This is a genomic window from Bartonella harrusi (genome assembly GCF_024297065.1).
GTDB lineage: Bacteria > Pseudomonadota > Alphaproteobacteria > Rhizobiales > Rhizobiaceae > Bartonella > Bartonella harrusi.
On sequence record NZ_CP101114.1, the window covers coordinates 1810456 to 1824107 of the forward strand.

16 protein-coding genes, 1 tRNA gene and 6 pseudogenes are annotated in these 13652 nt (G+C 40.4%); 19 read left to right on the forward strand and 4 right to left on the reverse strand.

Annotated elements, in window-relative coordinates:
• Positions 1 to 176 precede the first annotated feature (176 nt).
• The 3 genes from NMK50_RS08485 (at position 177) to NMK50_RS08495 (ending at position 3895) form a co-directional block, all read left to right on the forward strand.
• Positions 177 to 1106, forward strand: coding sequence for a YopJ/AvrA family T3SS effector serine/threonine acetyltransferase (locus NMK50_RS08485; RefSeq protein WP_254770101.1), 930 nt, complete (start codon positions 177 to 179; stop codon positions 1104 to 1106).
• A gap of 433 nt (positions 1107 to 1539) precedes the next feature.
• Positions 1540 to 2475, forward strand: a complete 936-nt coding sequence (locus NMK50_RS08490) for a YopJ/AvrA family T3SS effector serine/threonine acetyltransferase (RefSeq protein ID WP_254770102.1) — start codon at positions 1540 to 1542, stop codon at positions 2473 to 2475.
• Between the two features lie 469 nt (positions 2476 to 2944).
• Positions 2945 to 3895 carry a YopJ/AvrA family T3SS effector serine/threonine acetyltransferase gene (locus NMK50_RS08495; RefSeq protein ID WP_254770103.1) on the forward strand — a complete coding sequence of 317 codons (951 nt, stop codon included), beginning with the start codon at positions 2945 to 2947 and terminating at the stop codon, positions 3893 to 3895.
• A gap of 161 nt (positions 3896 to 4056) precedes the next feature.
• On the opposite strand, the gene NMK50_RS08500 is transcribed toward NMK50_RS08495, so the two are convergent.
• From NMK50_RS08500 to NMK50_RS08510, 3 genes are read right to left on the reverse strand one after another with little or no spacing between them, the layout of a single operon-like run.
• The gene (locus NMK50_RS08500; RefSeq protein WP_254770104.1) at positions 4057 to 4227 is read right to left on the reverse strand and encodes a hypothetical protein; all 171 of its coding nucleotides are present in this window, start codon (positions 4225 to 4227) and stop codon (positions 4057 to 4059) included.
• Positions 4208 to 4435 (reverse strand): hypothetical protein, encoded by a 228-nt coding sequence (locus NMK50_RS08505; RefSeq protein WP_254770105.1) that lies wholly within the window; start codon positions 4433 to 4435, stop codon positions 4208 to 4210. Before NMK50_RS08505 ends, NMK50_RS08500 begins: the two co-directional genes overlap by 20 nt.
• A complete protein-coding gene (locus tag NMK50_RS08510; protein WP_254770106.1) occupies positions 4416 to 4619 on the reverse strand; it encodes a hypothetical protein in 204 nt (67 codons plus the stop codon). The genes NMK50_RS08505 and NMK50_RS08510 overlap by 20 nt, the downstream gene beginning before the upstream one ends.
• A gap of 150 nt (positions 4620 to 4769) precedes the next feature.
• Between NMK50_RS08510 and bgtA the strand changes: the two genes are divergently transcribed.
• The 11 genes and pseudogenes from bgtA to NMK50_RS08565 all read left to right on the forward strand — a co-directional run bounded on the left by bgtA (position 4770) and on the right by NMK50_RS08565 (position 8749).
• Positions 4770 to 5432 (forward strand): gene transfer agent endolysin BgtA, encoded by a 663-nt coding sequence (gene bgtA / locus NMK50_RS08515; RefSeq protein WP_254770107.1) that lies wholly within the window; start codon positions 4770 to 4772, stop codon positions 5430 to 5432.
• A gap of 20 nt (positions 5433 to 5452) precedes the next feature.
• Positions 5453 to 5632, forward strand: a pseudogene (locus NMK50_RS10715) (lysozyme); the annotation flags it as partial.
• A 20-nt stretch (positions 5633 to 5652) separates the two neighbouring features.
• Positions 5653 to 5832: pseudogene (locus NMK50_RS10720) on the forward strand (lysozyme); the annotation flags it as partial.
• Positions 5833 to 5852: 20 nt separating this feature from the next.
• Positions 5853 to 6032, forward strand: a pseudogene (locus NMK50_RS08530) (lysozyme); the annotation flags it as partial.
• Complete coding sequence (locus NMK50_RS08535) at positions 5948 to 6232, forward strand: hypothetical protein (RefSeq protein ID WP_374112226.1); 285 nt, start codon at positions 5948 to 5950, stop codon at positions 6230 to 6232. The pseudogene NMK50_RS08530 and the gene NMK50_RS08535, both read left to right, overlap by 85 nt.
• 20 nt (positions 6233 to 6252) lie before the next feature.
• A pseudogene (locus NMK50_RS08540) lies at positions 6253 to 6432 on the forward strand (lysozyme); the annotation flags it as partial.
• Entirely contained in the window at positions 6429 to 6656 is a 228-nt protein-coding gene (locus NMK50_RS08545; protein ID WP_254770108.1) for a hypothetical protein, read from the forward strand. The pseudogene NMK50_RS08540 and the gene NMK50_RS08545, both read left to right, overlap by 4 nt.
• Entirely contained in the window at positions 6589 to 6795 is a 207-nt protein-coding gene (locus NMK50_RS08550) for a hypothetical protein (RefSeq protein ID WP_254770109.1), read from the forward strand. Before NMK50_RS08545 ends, NMK50_RS08550 begins: the two co-directional genes overlap by 68 nt.
• Complete coding sequence (locus NMK50_RS08555) at positions 6788 to 7006, forward strand: hypothetical protein (protein WP_254770110.1); 219 nt, start codon at positions 6788 to 6790, stop codon at positions 7004 to 7006. The genes NMK50_RS08550 and NMK50_RS08555 overlap by 8 nt, the downstream gene beginning before the upstream one ends.
• Before the next feature lie 244 nt (positions 7007 to 7250).
• A complete protein-coding gene (locus NMK50_RS08560; protein ID WP_254770111.1) occupies positions 7251 to 8150 on the forward strand; it encodes an outer membrane protein in 900 nt (299 codons plus the stop codon).
• 92 nt (positions 8151 to 8242) lie between these two features.
• Positions 8243 to 8749 (forward strand): hypothetical protein, encoded by a 507-nt coding sequence (locus NMK50_RS08565; RefSeq protein ID WP_254770112.1) that lies wholly within the window; start codon positions 8243 to 8245, stop codon positions 8747 to 8749.
• Positions 8750 to 9452: 703 nt separating this feature from the next.
• Here the strand turns inward: NMK50_RS08565 and NMK50_RS08570 are convergent.
• Positions 9453 to 9537 (reverse strand) — tRNA-Leu (locus NMK50_RS08570).
• A 255-nt stretch (positions 9538 to 9792) separates the two neighbouring features.
• Here NMK50_RS08570 and NMK50_RS08575 point away from each other — a divergent pair.
• The 5 genes and pseudogenes from NMK50_RS08575 to NMK50_RS08595 all read left to right on the forward strand — a co-directional run bounded on the left by NMK50_RS08575 (position 9793) and on the right by NMK50_RS08595 (position 13571).
• Positions 9793 to 10400 (forward strand): annotated as a pseudogene (locus tag NMK50_RS08575) (YqaA family protein).
• 12 nt (positions 10401 to 10412) lie between these two features.
• Positions 10413 to 10985, forward strand: a complete 573-nt coding sequence (locus NMK50_RS08580; protein ID WP_254770113.1) for a disulfide bond formation protein B — start codon at positions 10413 to 10415, stop codon at positions 10983 to 10985.
• 12 nt (positions 10986 to 10997) lie between these two features.
• A pseudogene (locus NMK50_RS08585) lies at positions 10998 to 11196 on the forward strand (disulfide bond formation protein B); the annotation flags it as partial.
• Positions 11197 to 11447: 251 nt separating this feature from the next.
• Positions 11448 to 11972, forward strand: a complete 525-nt coding sequence (locus NMK50_RS08590) for a type II toxin-antitoxin system PemK/MazF family toxin (protein ID WP_254770114.1) — start codon at positions 11448 to 11450, stop codon at positions 11970 to 11972.
• Positions 11973 to 12746: 774 nt separating this feature from the next.
• Positions 12747 to 13571, forward strand: coding sequence for a VIT1/CCC1 transporter family protein (locus NMK50_RS08595; protein WP_254770115.1), 825 nt, complete (start codon positions 12747 to 12749; stop codon positions 13569 to 13571).
• The last annotated feature ends 81 nt before the right edge of the window (positions 13572 to 13652 follow it).

Genomic DNA, 13652 nt, shown 5'->3' on the forward strand with positions numbered 1-13652 from the left:
ATCTTCGTCCTTTCGAGCAAAAGAGAAGTCAAACTTAGTATTGAGCAAATCATTGGGCAAAAAATGAAGCCATGAATGGGGTTCTCAAAGTGAGGGGGAAATGAAAACCACAACATGATTCAGCCAGAATATAAAGCTAGCATTCCATGTCGATCGTTAACATGGAAGTTTATATTATGAAACCACAAGATTCCAAAAACCGTGCCCAGAGTTTATCACAAACACAGGAAGGTGCGTGTGGATCCTTAGAAAGCCTTTCTACGGATTTAGAGAAAAGCAGCCTTAAAACAGAAAAAGAGATTTCCTTCAGTCAAGAACAATTAAAAGACATTATCACAAAACTCGAACGCGATATTGCTGATGGAAGTTGGCTCAAAGGTGATTATGCAAATATAGATTTGAAGTTGATGCCAGCTCTGATAGAGCAAGCAAATCGTAAACATGAAGGATTAAATCTCAAACTTGCCACGACATCTCAAGAATTTATCTCTTCAATAAAAGAGACAAAGGATAAGGGAATTTCATCTTCCAGATACATAATAAACAAGAAGGACGGAGGAATCCATTTTGCAGTGATTGATCATCAAAACATTGGTGACCAGACATCCTTGATATTTTTTGAACCAGCAACACTCAACAGTGTGCATACAGCAATGTTAGCACTAAGAACACAAATGGCTGTTAAATCTGAATTGCCTGCGTGTCATTTTTCTATTGCAGAAATAGACATTCAACGCAGTAACTCTGAATGCGGAATATTTTGTTTAGCTCTTGCTAAAAAGCTTCATACGAACGCTGACAAATTGACAAAAATGCACCAAGACAATGTTAACGGCGTGTTGTGTGAACCCAACACACCTCTCCCTTCTGAGAAATTAGATACTTATCTTCCCGCTAGTTTTTACAAACACACACAGAGTAGCCGACGTCTCGAACAATATATGAAAGCAAATCCTGGTGCTGAAAGTGAAAAAGTAAACAAAAAAGAGCAAACACTTCGAGAAAGGTTTGAAAAAAACGCAGTGAAAACAGAGAACGACAAAGCTGTCTCTGTTTCACCTCATAAAAAAAGGATACGAGAATATAACTCTCTCATGATGGTGTAAAGAATCTCTGAACATACATCTCTCATGATGGAGTATTGCATATTTTTCGCATATGTGGAGGGAAATGAAACTCAACATTTCAGTTGATGCGTTAAACGCGTTCATAGGCGCAATTTTCCTGCTTTTTCGGTTTATAAAACACCGGCAAAGAGTTTGGTTTTAGAGACGGAGTTTGGTTTTAGAGACACTAGCAAAAGAGGGAAATTTGCGTATAGAATGACAACAATGCTCCTGTCTCCACGTTAGCAGATTTTACATATGCCAATGACAATTGGGGTTTCGCCCCTCAAATTCTCCCGCTTTACAAATCTTTAAAAAAGAAAGCCTTCATTTTTTAGCTTTCACGATAAGCAAAAATTGAAAACCACAACATGATTCAGCCAGAATATAAAGCTAGCATTCCGTGTCGATCGTTAACAGGGAGGTTTATATTATGAAACCACAAGATTCCAAAAGCCATGCCCAGGGTGCCTCACAAACACAGGAAGGTGCGCGTGCCAGTGGATCCTTAGAAAGTCTTTCTACGGATTTAGAGAAAAGCAGCCTTAAAACAGAAAAAGAGACTTCCTTCGGTCAAGAACAATTAAAAGACATTATCGCAGAGCTCGAACGCGATATTGCTGACGGGAGTGCGATCAAAGGCAATTACTACTATGCCACTACAGATCTTAAACTGATGCCAGCTCTGATAGAGCAAGCAAATCGTAAACATGAAGGATTAAATCTCAAACTTGTCACGACATCTCAAGAGCTTGTCTCTTCAATAAAAGAAGCAAGGGATAATGGCGTTCTCTCTTCTCGATATATCGTGAACATGACGGACAGAGGCATCCATTCTTTGGTCCTCGATCAAAGAACCATTGCGGGCAAAACCTCTTTGATCACGTTTGAACCAACCACACTTGATAGTGAGCTAGCACTCTTGCTCGCAGTAAGACTACACCTAATCATACAACATAAATTGCCAGAATGTCATTTTTCCAAGGGTGTCATGGACATTCAACGCAGTAACTCTGAATGCGGAATATTTTGTTTAGCGCTTGCTAAAAAGCTTCATACGAACGCTGACAAATTGACAAGAATGCACCAAGACAATATTAACGGCGTCTTATGTGAACCCAATACAACTCTCCCTTCTGAGAAAGTCGATCAGTACCTTCCTTCTCGCTTTTACAAACACACACAAGGCGGCCGACGTCTCGAACAATATATGAAAGCAAATCCTGGTGCTGAAAGTGAAAAAGTAAACAAAAAAGACGAAACACTTCGTGAAAGATTTGACAAAAACGCAGTAACAACAGAGGGAAAAGCTGTCTCTGTTTCAATACAGAGAAAAAGAGTCTCTGAATATAAGTCTCTCATGCTATAATATGGAGTCTCTGAATACATCTCTCATGATGGAGTATTGCATATTTTTGCCTCTGTGGAGAAAGATGAAGCAGACATTGCAGTTTATGCGTTAGCTTCGTTTAGAGGCACAATTTTTCTTCTTTTTCGGTTTATAAACACCGGCAAAAGAGGCAAGTTTCTCTATGAAGTTACACACTGTCATCATCAAAAAAGAACACACTCTAAAGACATGCAAAGTCTCATTTAAGAGAAGAGAAAGCTGAAAGGTATAACAGCACGCAAGTTCTTGACAATTTTTGCACATTTTACAAAGATAAGGGATGACGAGAATGATCTCTCAAAACCCCTTCATTTTTCTTCAACCTTTTCAATAAAAGCTGCTGTCATTTTTTCCTCTCACCTTGAGAGAAAAATCGCGATCAAAACATGATTCAGCCCCAATAAGCCCATAACACACCATGCACGTTGTTAATATGGAGATTTCTTTTATGAAACCGCAAGATTCAAAAAACCAAGATGCAAAAAACATTGTCGTCAATAGTGCACCACAAAGACAAGAAGAAGCTGTTACCAATGAATCATTAGCAAGCTCTCTTGCGCATTTAGAGATCAAGAGTATCCCATCAGCAGCTCTTCCATTGAGCTCTACAAAATTGCAAGATCTTATTACCAGTTTAGAAAAAGACCTCTCCAGTGGTTATTGGCTTATTGCCGATTATGAAGATCTAGATTTTAAAATGATGCCGGCCCTCGTCAAGCAGGCAAATCGCAAATATCCCAATTTGCATCTTAAATTGACCTTAACCGCAGACGACTTTACCCTCTCACTAAAAGAAGCTCTTGCGAACGGCATTCAATCTTCAAGATATATCATAAACACACAGGAAAAAGGCAACCATTTTGCGGTCATTGATCATCGCACCATTGAAGACAAAACGTCGGTGATATTGTTTGAATCAACAACATTTATGAATAACACCAGCGCAACTCTGTTAGGATTGAGAATAAGACAAGCCCTTCACCGTGAATTGCCCGAATGTCATTTTTCTATTGCAGAAATGGATATTCAACGAAGCGCCTCTGAATGTGGAATATTTAGCTTAGCTCTTGCCAAAAAGCTTCATATCGAAGCACACAAATTGGCAAGAATACACCAAGACAATATTAACGGCACCTTATGTGAACCCAATACAACTCTCCCTTATGAGAAATTAGATACGTATCTTCCCGCCAGCTTTTACAAACACACGCAAGGGAAAAGACGCCTCGAACAATATATAAAATCAAATCCGAGGACTAAAAATGAAAAAGTAAACAAAAAAGGTGAAACGCTTTGCGAAAGGTTTGAGAAAAACTTAATGAGACCACAGGAAAAAACACTCTCTGTTTCAGCACATAGAAAAAGGATTTATGAATATAAATCTGCTCTTCACTTATAATGGTGTTTTTAACATTTTATCACATATGCACAGGAGAATAAAACACGTCATTCGCATTTATGGATTAAATCTGTTCATATCGGGCCATTGCTTTGCTTTTGATTTGTAGAATGCACACCGTATAAACTGTTTGCCTATTAAAGCAAAAGGCATCTGCTCTCTCAAAGATGGCATCTCTTAAATTGCATCAAAAATGCCAAGATTATTTTGAGAAGAAAAAAAGAACTCTCAACAAGGAGCATTTCACTATTGTTGTTTTTTACCAAAGCATCTACTCCTCCATCAACACCTCCCAACTTCACCAACCACCTATCAGCCCCACCAGCAACCACCACCACCCCACCAATACCAGCAGCACAAAGTAGCAAACACCAACACCTCCCAACTCCACCAACCACCTATCAGCCCCACCAGCAACCACCACCACCCCACCATCAGCAGCACAAAGCAGCAAACACCAACACCTCCCAACTCCACCAACCACCTATCAGCCCCACCAGCAACCACCACCACCCCACCATCAGCAGCACAAAGCAGCAAACACCAACACCTCCCAACTCCACCAACCACCTATCAGCCCCACCAGCAACCACCACCACCCCACCATCAGCAGCACAAAGCAGCAAACACCAACACCTCCCAACTCCACCAACCACCTACCAGCCCCACCAGCAACCACCACCACCCCACCATCAGCAGCACAAAGCAGCAAACACCAAGACAAACCAATCTAATCGTTTCATGGAAATTTGTTTTCTATTCACTAAAGAATAGGGAGAAAGTTTGTTTTAATAAGCCGTCTTTTCGAAGAGAAAAGAAATCAACCTTTTAATCCAGCTCTGCCTTGTGTGGAGCTTTTTTTATGGAGAAACCTATGAGAAAAATATCATCAGAAGGATTAGCACTGATTAAACAATGGGAAGGTTTGCGTCTAAACGCCTATAAAGATGCTATTGGTGTATGGACCATTGGTTATGGGCATACAAATTCTGCTGGAAAACCCTTTGTTCATAAGGGCATGACAATCACTGAAGAACAAGCCGAAGAGTTTCTTTGCCATGATTTGCAACAATTTGAGAACACTGTTGAACAAGCCGTTCAAGTTTCCTTAACAGACGAACAATTCGCAGCACTCGTCTCCTTTTGTTATAATGTAGGAACAGCAGCCTTTTGCAATTCGACACTGTTAAAAAAACTCAATCAAGGTGAATATGAAACAGTGCCCTCTGAATTACAGAAATGGACCAAAGCGGATGGAAAGCGCCTTCAAGGTCTCGTACACCGGCGTACAGCAGAAGCAGGCTTATGGGCAAAAGGCGCTTATGTTTCTTCCAATTATCAACCAGTGGAAACCACACAGCCAACCGGCATTTTCAAAGCAGAAGCCCTTGCCCCCATCATTGGGTCTTTCTCTGGTCTTGGTGGTTTGTTAGCGGGCAATGGTCCTATCCAATGGGCATTGGCAACCATTATGATTTTAGCCGCCTGTGCCGGTCTTTTCTGTGTCGCGAGACGCTTTCAGGAGCACCAACTCTGACCTTATCGATAAAAAGAAAAAAGCCAACAGGGATTTTCAAAGCAGAAGCCCTTGCCCCAACCCTTGGGTCTTTCTCAGGACTTGGTGGCTTGTTAGCGGGCAATGGTCCTATCCAATGGGCATTGGCACCCCTTATGATTTTAGCCGCCTGTGCCGGTCTTTTCTGTGTCGCGAGACGCTTTCAGGAGCACCAACTCTGACCTTATCGATAAAAAGAAAAAAGCCAACAGGGATTTTCAAAGCAGAAGCCCTTGCCCCAACCCTTGGGTCTTTCTCAGGACTTGGTGGCTTGTTAGCGGGCAATGGTCCTATCCAATGGGCATTGGCACCCCTTATGATTTTAGCCGCCTGTGCGGGATTTTTCTGTGTCACCAAACGTTTTCAGGAGCACCAACTCTGACCTTATCGATAAAAAGAAAAAAGCCAACAGGGATTTTCAAAGCAGAAGCCCTTGCCCCAACCCTTGGGTCTTTCTCAGGACTTGGTGGCTTGTTAGCGGGCAATGGTCCTATCCAATGGGCATTGGCACCCCTTATGATTTTAGCCGCCTGTGCGGGATTTTTCTGTGTCACCAAACGTTTTCAGGAGCACCAACTCTGACCTTATCGATAAAAAGAAAAAAGCCAACAGGGATTTTCAAAGCAGAAGCCCTTGCCCCAACCCTTGGGTCTTTCTCAGGACTTGGTGGCTTGTTAGCGGGCAATGGTCCTATCCAATGGGCATTGGCACCCCTTATGATTTTAGCCGCCTGTGCGGGATTTTTCTGTGTCACCAAACGTTTTCAGGAGCACCAACTCTGACCTTATCGATAAAAAGAAAAAAGCCAACCGGCATTTTCAAAGCAGAAGCCCTTGCCCCAACCCTTGGCTCTTTCTCTGGTCTTGGTGGTTTGTTAGCGGGCAATGGTCCTATCCAATGGGCATTGGCACCCCTTATGATTTTAGCCGCCTGTGCGGGACTTTTCTGTGTCGCAAGACGCTTTCAGGAGCACAAATTATGATCTTATGGATGAAAAAAAATCTGATGCTAACAGGTGCGGCTTTAGCCGCTTTTTTTATGATTTTAGCAAAAGCTTTTGTTCTTGGCAAAAAGACTGAACAACAAAAGCAAACTGAGAAGACTTTAAAGACTGCAACAACACGGTTGGAGGTAGAAAATGAAATTAATCAAAAAAGTGATGCTGATGTGCGTGCTGATCTCTCTCACTGGTTGCGCGACAAATAAAGTTGCTTCTTCTTGTGTGGGGTGGTTACCGATATATTTGGAAAGCCAAGATTTGAACAGGATCAGTTCAAACTTAGCAAGAGAGATCTTAAAGCATAACAAACAGGGTGAATATTTGTGTGGGTGGAAACATGGTTAGCAAAAACACTAAAAAAACCACCGCGCTTACAGAAGCAGAAAAAGAAATGCTTCAAGAAATGATCATCACTTATCAAAATGTAAAAATGATGTCTCGCTTGATGAAGTGGATAGCCTTCTTTCTCTTTTTGCTGATCCTTGATTTTGCTCGGATTATGGATGCGATAGATAATGTCTTTGCCCATTTAAAACAGTGGTTTTCAAAGAACTAACCCCTCATCCTCACAAGGGGTATCTATGATACCAAAAAACATTGAAAACGCAGAAGGGAATGAAGTGAGAAAAACAATTTGAAGAGTTTAATGCCTTTATCCACATTCTTTTATACGTCATTTTGTATTTAATTACGCCATAAATAAGCTCCTATATTATTTTATTTTTAATATTTCTGTTAACTATAGATTTTTAAACTGGAATATGTATAATACATTCCGTATTTGAAATAGAGGGATCTTTATGAATAAGAAATATTTAGCAACAGCGTCGATTTTGGGTTTCCTTGCCACTTCAGCGGTGCAAGCAGCAGATACCATTATTCCTCAAGAACCAAAACCAGCTGTTTTGGTTCTTCAAGGAGCAAAACGAACTGTTTCACCGATTATTGTTTCTCAACCTTTTTCTTGGAGCGGTTTTTATCTTGGAGGACAAATTGTTAGTTTTTCAAGCAACAATTCTTTAGATTACGCTAAAGATGCCAAAACTGGAAAATGGGCTTGGATTGATAAATCTTTATCACCTAAACCTTCAGGATTCGTCGCCGGTCTTTATGCGGGTTCTAATTTTGATCTGGGAAGCAACTTGATTTTAAGTGTTGATACAGACCTGATCTGGTCAGGAAGAAAAAGTGTCGAAAAGGGTGATGAAAGAAAAATTTTAAATAACGATGCGTTAAATTCGATTAATGCCGTTCTTAAAGAAGCTGGTCTTCCTATTAAAAGACCTGGAGCTCCTGATGAAACAATACCCAATATTGGTGATATTGTTGAGAGCAGCGTTACTTTAAAAGAAACGTGGAGTGGTGCGACGCGTGTCCGCATGGGTTTTGCTTCAGGTTGCGTAATGCCGTATGTTGCTGGTGGTGTAGCCTACATGCAGATGCAATATATCATGTCAATTTTGTCAAAATCCCAAGAGGATCCTACTTTCATATTTGCTTCTGGCGATGTATTGGATGAAAGCAAAACAATGGTTGGTTATACATTAGGCGGCGGTATTGACCTTGCAATGACAGATAATGTTATCATGCGTGCCGAATACCGCTATTCGCATTTTGGTAAAACGAAATTTGCCGACGATAAGCTTGAGATAAGCTCCAAAACCAATAATTTCCGTATTGGCATCGCATATAAATTTTAATTTATTGCAAAATTAAAAAAGAGAGAACTCCTAAAAAACCCTGTCTTCAGCAGGGTTTTTTATTTGTTAAATGTAAAATATCGTTCTTGAGAGTGGGCAAGAGATCAGCATATCAAACAGACACTCGATTGCTCGATTGCTCGATTGCTCGATTGCTCGATTGCTCGATTGCTCGATTGCTCGATTGCTCGATTGCTCGATTGCTCGATTGCTCGATTGCTCGATTGCTCGATTGCTCGATTGCTCGATTGCTCGATTGCTCGATTGCTCGATTGCTCGATTGCTCGATTGCTCGATTGCTCGATTGCTCGATTGCTCGATTGCTCGATTGCTCGATTGCTCGATTGCTCGATTGCTCGATTGCTCGATTGCTCGATTGCTCGATTGCTCGATTGCTCGATTGCTCGATTGCTCGATTGCTCGATTGCTCGATTGCTCGATTGCTCGATTGCTCGATTGCTCGATTGCTCGATTGCTCGATTGCTCGATTGCTCGATTGCTCGATTGCTCGATTGCTCGATTGCTCGATTGAAAGGATTAGCGATTTTAAATTTTGTCAAGCTTTTATTGAGATAAAACTCAGTAATACAACGTTATAGGAGTAAAACACTCATTAAAAAGAAGTCTATCATCACTTTTTAAAATTCATTTTCATACAATATTTTGCGAGAAAAATTTCCGAACAAGTGAACAACAACAATTGCATAAATTTCAAAATGTATAAATATTGTTTTTCTTTTCACTCTCGTAAGCTTGAGACAAAACCATAAAAACAATCAAGGAAACGACAACATTTTCTTTATTTTTCATCACTGTTTCAAAAAGAAATCTTAGCATAATTTCGCATCTATCCCAACTTCACCGACCAAGAGGAGAGCAAGAGACGGAGCAATCTGACACAAGACCCTAAAGTGTTCCATTTTATAATTTTTACTGTTACTCTTTCCTTTTAAGGATAGAATTTTCCAACGACCCCACAATCTGTCATTCCATGCGTCTTTTCCCAAGAGAGAGGTCTTTGCTGTTTACCCCTATATGCTTCACATGATAAACAAGCTGGATAAGAGATCATGTACATCCCCTGCGAATTAATAATTGTGTGCTTTTTTTAACGCAAAAGCAACTGCAATCACACAAGGAGGGCTTTTATAGGCATGGAGAGATCTTATATCACTGCTCTGAAAAACAACATTTACAACACTTCAGGGTAAGCGAGTGAAACAGAGAAAATATAAAAGCAAGCGAGTGAAAGTGAAGAAATATACGCACGGGAGCTGTATGGAGAAGGAAGGATAGATGAGATGGTGCGGGTGGTCGGACTCGAACCGACACTCCTTTCGGAACCAGATTTTGAGTCTGGCGCGTCTACCAGTTCCACCACACCCGCACATTGTTGTCCCACATATTATTGGTAAAGAACAACCACGATAAAAAAATATGTTATAAAAACATTTTTCATAAAGAGCAAACCGGCCCACTATCTTTCTGCACTACATGAAGAAGGATAGATTCGTCAACACTAGACTTATGTTTTTTAAAGAATTCGTATTATTTTGTGCTGTACATTTTTATCTATTCGCCCCATTTCGTTTTTGGAGAATCATTTGTAAAGTCTTTACCTCTAAGAAGTATGAAAGTCCGCATGATATTAAACAGATTAAAGCTTTGGACGATTTCTTTGGCAAATCGGCGTACAGCACCACACTGGCTTGGATTCATTGCCTTTATTGAAAGTTCTGTTTTTCCCATACCGATAGATGTTTTGTATATTCCGATGACCCTTGTTCAACCCAAACGGGCTTACTACTATGCCCTTATTGCAACGATCTGTTCTGTTTTAGGGGGGATAGCAGGTTGGTTTATTGGGCATTTTGCCTATGATACACTCGCCAAACCGATTTTAGAATTCTACGGACAAGTTGAAAATTTTCAAGCACTACAAAACGATGCAACATTGCAATTTCTCATTATTTTACTGATCACCTCAGGTTTTTTTCACCTTCCTCCTATTAAGATCGTGACGATTTTGGCAGGTGTTATCGGTATACATCTTGAAATTTTCATTATTACCTGTATTTTTGCTAGGGGAGCGCGTTTTTATCTCCTTGCTTGGCTTATTCAGCGTTTTGGACAACAAGCAATGGATTTTTTTTGCGCCATTTCAAATGGATTATCCTGATAGGTTTTGTTACTCTGCTTTTTGTTTATGGAGTTTTCATAGTTTTTGTAAACAAGCACCTTTTACCTTAAGAGGCACCCTCAATGGCACATATTTTTCCTTCTCAACATATTTTGCACAAACACCTTCATCTTGAACCAAGCAAAAGAGAACTCAGTTTATGGGCTTTTTTTCTCGCCTTTTGCCTCTCTGCTACGATAGGTCTAGCACTTTATTTTGAACATATTGGTGGATATCTTCCTTGTGATTTATGCCTGATTGAACGTCTTCCCTATTATAGCGCTCTTCCATTTCTGCTTTTAGCAGGTTTTGGAGCGTGGTTTTTTCGTATATCCTCTTGGATACAGCTTTTATTTTTATGTGTTTTTACCCTCATGACGATCAGCCTTGTTTTAGCGATGTATCATACGGGTGTGGAATATGGTTTTTGGCCAGCACCAACCAGTTGCAGTATAGATACAATAAGGAAAACCACAGATGTTAACCAGCTTTTCAATCAGTTAAACAATATCCATCCTCCTTCTTGTTCTGAAGCGCCGATACGCGTTCTTTTTCTCTCCTTTGCCGGTTGGAATATTGTTGCTAGCCTCATCTACATGCTTGCTAGCCTTTACATTGCTTCAAAAGGGCTGCTTGCAGGCGATAAAAAGCCCTAACCGGAGATGCCAATACGGAAAACGACAGATGTTAATCAACTTTTCAATCAGTTAAACAATATCCATCCTCCTTCTTGTTCTGAAGCGCCGATACGCGTTCTTTTTCTCCTTTACCGGTTGGAATATTGTTGCTCACCGCATTGACACGCTTGCTCGCCTTTACATTGCTTCAAAAGGGCTGCTTGCAGGCGATAAAAAGCCCTACCTGTAAAAGAACAAAAAATCGCGTGCATTGATTTTTCCGTCCCCCTTTTCGAGCACTCTACCCCCTCATACCTCAGCACCCATCCCATAACACCAACATTCCTTCCCTAGCCGCGAGTAAAAAAGAAAAAATAAGCAGATACATCCATTTTATTGTTTTCACTCTCTGTACTTATAAAAAACATTTTGATACAAACTAACCACCGAAAAGCTGTAAAATAAGTAAGTGAGGGGACTGATAAACATGAATGGTCTGCCATGGCTGAGGATAAAAACACAGCATCTTCCACCCCATCACCTTTTTCCTTAGATTTAGCTCCACTTGAAGAGCCCTGCGTTATGATGGAACATGATCATAACGCATGGCGTGAGCATATAAGAGGAGGAGATTTAAATGCTCCTTACCAAAAACCCCCCCATATAAAACCGCGAATCAAATCGGCACCACGCATTAGGCAAGTTTTTTGGTGTGATTTTCCTCATGATTCGATTCTCCCTGAATTTTGGAAAAAACGGCCTGTTTTAGTGCTTTCTAAGAATGCAAAATTATATGGCAATGTAACAGTTTTACCTTTTTCAACGAAATCACAACCCAATAATCCGGCTGCTTATCCGCTACAATCTCCCATAGAGAATAAAAAAGCGTGGATTATTTGCAATTATGTCACGACAGTTTCCGTAAGCCGTTTAAGTTGCTCACGGACTGTTCCAAGATTATCCAGCGAAGAGTTTCATAAAGTTGTCGCTCTGATGCTCAAACATTTACCGCGTTTACATCATTGACTTTTACGAAAAATAAGCGTATATAAAAAGGCATATACGGCATCAGTAATGGTGGCCGCTTCCCCGCAAGGGGAGACAGGAACGGAGGAGTGGGTAACCACTCCTTTCGTCATTTGGGGTGCTTTTTTTAGTCTTATTAAGAGAGCCCTGTAGAGGATCTTACAAAATTTTTTGTGAGACATTTTCAATATTTTTTGAGATATTTCAATGTGCATATGTAGCCTCATCTTTTCTTGCCTTTGTAAAAACATCTAAAAATTGCGTACGTGTGGTAATATTCACGCTTTTGCAACAATATTTTCAGATTATTCTTCTCATCAAACTTAGCCAAAAGCATCCTCTTAAACCTTTATAAAAAACCTTTTTATGATATGATTCTTCACATATTTTTTGGTAAAATCCTTTATTTCTCCACAGCATCACATCCTATGCTTTCTCGCCCCCCTCATCTGTTTTGCCCATAAAGTTCTTCAACCATCTCTCTAGGAAGTCCAAAATATTTTATCCTCAAACGTTCTTGGCAGAACCTTCTCAAATCATCCCCTAACCTCATTCTTCGACAAACGTCCCAAACTTTGCCACCATTTTCTCTCTGACAATTTTTCTTATCGGCTCATTTTATCTTCTTTTTTTAAGCATTTATTTCTTTTTCTTGACGCACCAACGCTTTTCTTCTTTCAACATTGTCTTCCAGCAATTTTAAAATTTTAGATTGACTTTGATTTTTTTCATCCTATATTTTTAGAATTATTCTAAAGTGCAAAGGAACAGAAAATGTTGAAATCGTTTTTTTCATTTGTACAACGTAAAGCTCTGTTCTTTCGTTCAGCACAAAGGATGGTGATTCGCACGCTTAAAGCAAAAGAACAACGTGCGGCTCTCTATTTAAAATATGCCAAAGCTCTCAAACCTTATTCCTCTGAACAAGCAGCGATTTTTACAGCGATGGGCATACACGAGCTTGAAAACTATAAGCAACTTCTTTGTCTTTCTTGTAGCAATCGAGCAAGAGCAGTAGGGCCGCTATGCGAATACCCTGCGTTTATAACAAACAAACACAGGCAAGCAGCGCCTCAAAGAGCAGCCGTTACCAATAAAGGCACGAAAAAAGAGACGAAGAAGGCATCAACAGCGCATAGACAAATACTTTTAACGTGGATACAACCTGGGCTTGCGGGTTTAATGGATGGCTCCGTTTCCACTCTTGCTCCTATTTTTGCTGCTGCTTTTGCCACAGGAGATACGCATCAAACTTTTTTGATAGGGCTTTCTGCCTCCATTGGCGCGGGTCTTTCGATGGGTTTCACAGAGGCTGTGCATGATGATGGCAAATTATCAGGTCGTGGTTCCCCTCTTAAAAGAGGCCTTGCGAACGGCATTATGACAACACTGGGGGGATTAGGTCACACACTTCCTTATTTGATCCACTCTTTTTACGTTGCAACAATTATTGCCTTTATCGTTGTTTTTTTCGAACTCTGGGCGATCGTGTGGATTCAAAATAGATTTATGTCGACACCTTTTTGGCGTGCATCATTACAGGTTATCATTGGTGGCGCTCTTGTTTTTGCAACAGGCATCTTCATTGGCAGTATCTAAAACAGACAGTATGGAAAATAAACGTTTACCACGGACAACAAGCAGCGAAAACCATTTACCCCTTACGAGGTTTTTCTCTGC

Coding starts and splice junctions, on each gene's coding strand:
- NMK50_RS08550 (WP_254770109.1), top strand. CDS start 6,589: ATGAAATTAATCAAAAAAGTGATGCTGATGTGCGTGCTGATCTCTCTC.
- NMK50_RS08555 (WP_254770110.1), top strand. CDS start 6,788: ATGGTTAGCAAAAACACTAAAAAAACCACCGCGCTTACAGAAGCAGAA.
- bgtA (WP_254770107.1), top strand. CDS start 4,770: ATGAGAAAAATATCATCAGAAGGATTAGCACTGATTAAACAATGGGAA.
- NMK50_RS08535 (WP_374112226.1), top strand. CDS start 5,948: ATGGGCATTGGCACCCCTTATGATTTTAGCCGCCTGTGCGGGATTTTT.
- NMK50_RS08545 (WP_254770108.1), top strand. CDS start 6,429: ATGATCTTATGGATGAAAAAAAATCTGATGCTAACAGGTGCGGCTTTA.
- NMK50_RS08590 (WP_254770114.1), top strand. CDS start 11,448: ATGGCTGAGGATAAAAACACAGCATCTTCCACCCCATCACCTTTTTCC.
- NMK50_RS08560 (WP_254770111.1), top strand. CDS start 7,251: ATGAATAAGAAATATTTAGCAACAGCGTCGATTTTGGGTTTCCTTGCC.
- NMK50_RS08490 (WP_254770102.1), top strand. CDS start 1,540: ATGAAACCACAAGATTCCAAAAGCCATGCCCAGGGTGCCTCACAAACA.
- NMK50_RS08495 (WP_254770103.1), top strand. CDS start 2,945: ATGAAACCGCAAGATTCAAAAAACCAAGATGCAAAAAACATTGTCGTC.
- NMK50_RS08485 (WP_254770101.1), top strand. CDS start 177: ATGAAACCACAAGATTCCAAAAACCGTGCCCAGAGTTTATCACAAACA.
- NMK50_RS08595 (WP_254770115.1), top strand. CDS start 12,747: ATGTTGAAATCGTTTTTTTCATTTGTACAACGTAAAGCTCTGTTCTTT.
- NMK50_RS08580 (WP_254770113.1), top strand. CDS start 10,413: ATGGCACATATTTTTCCTTCTCAACATATTTTGCACAAACACCTTCAT.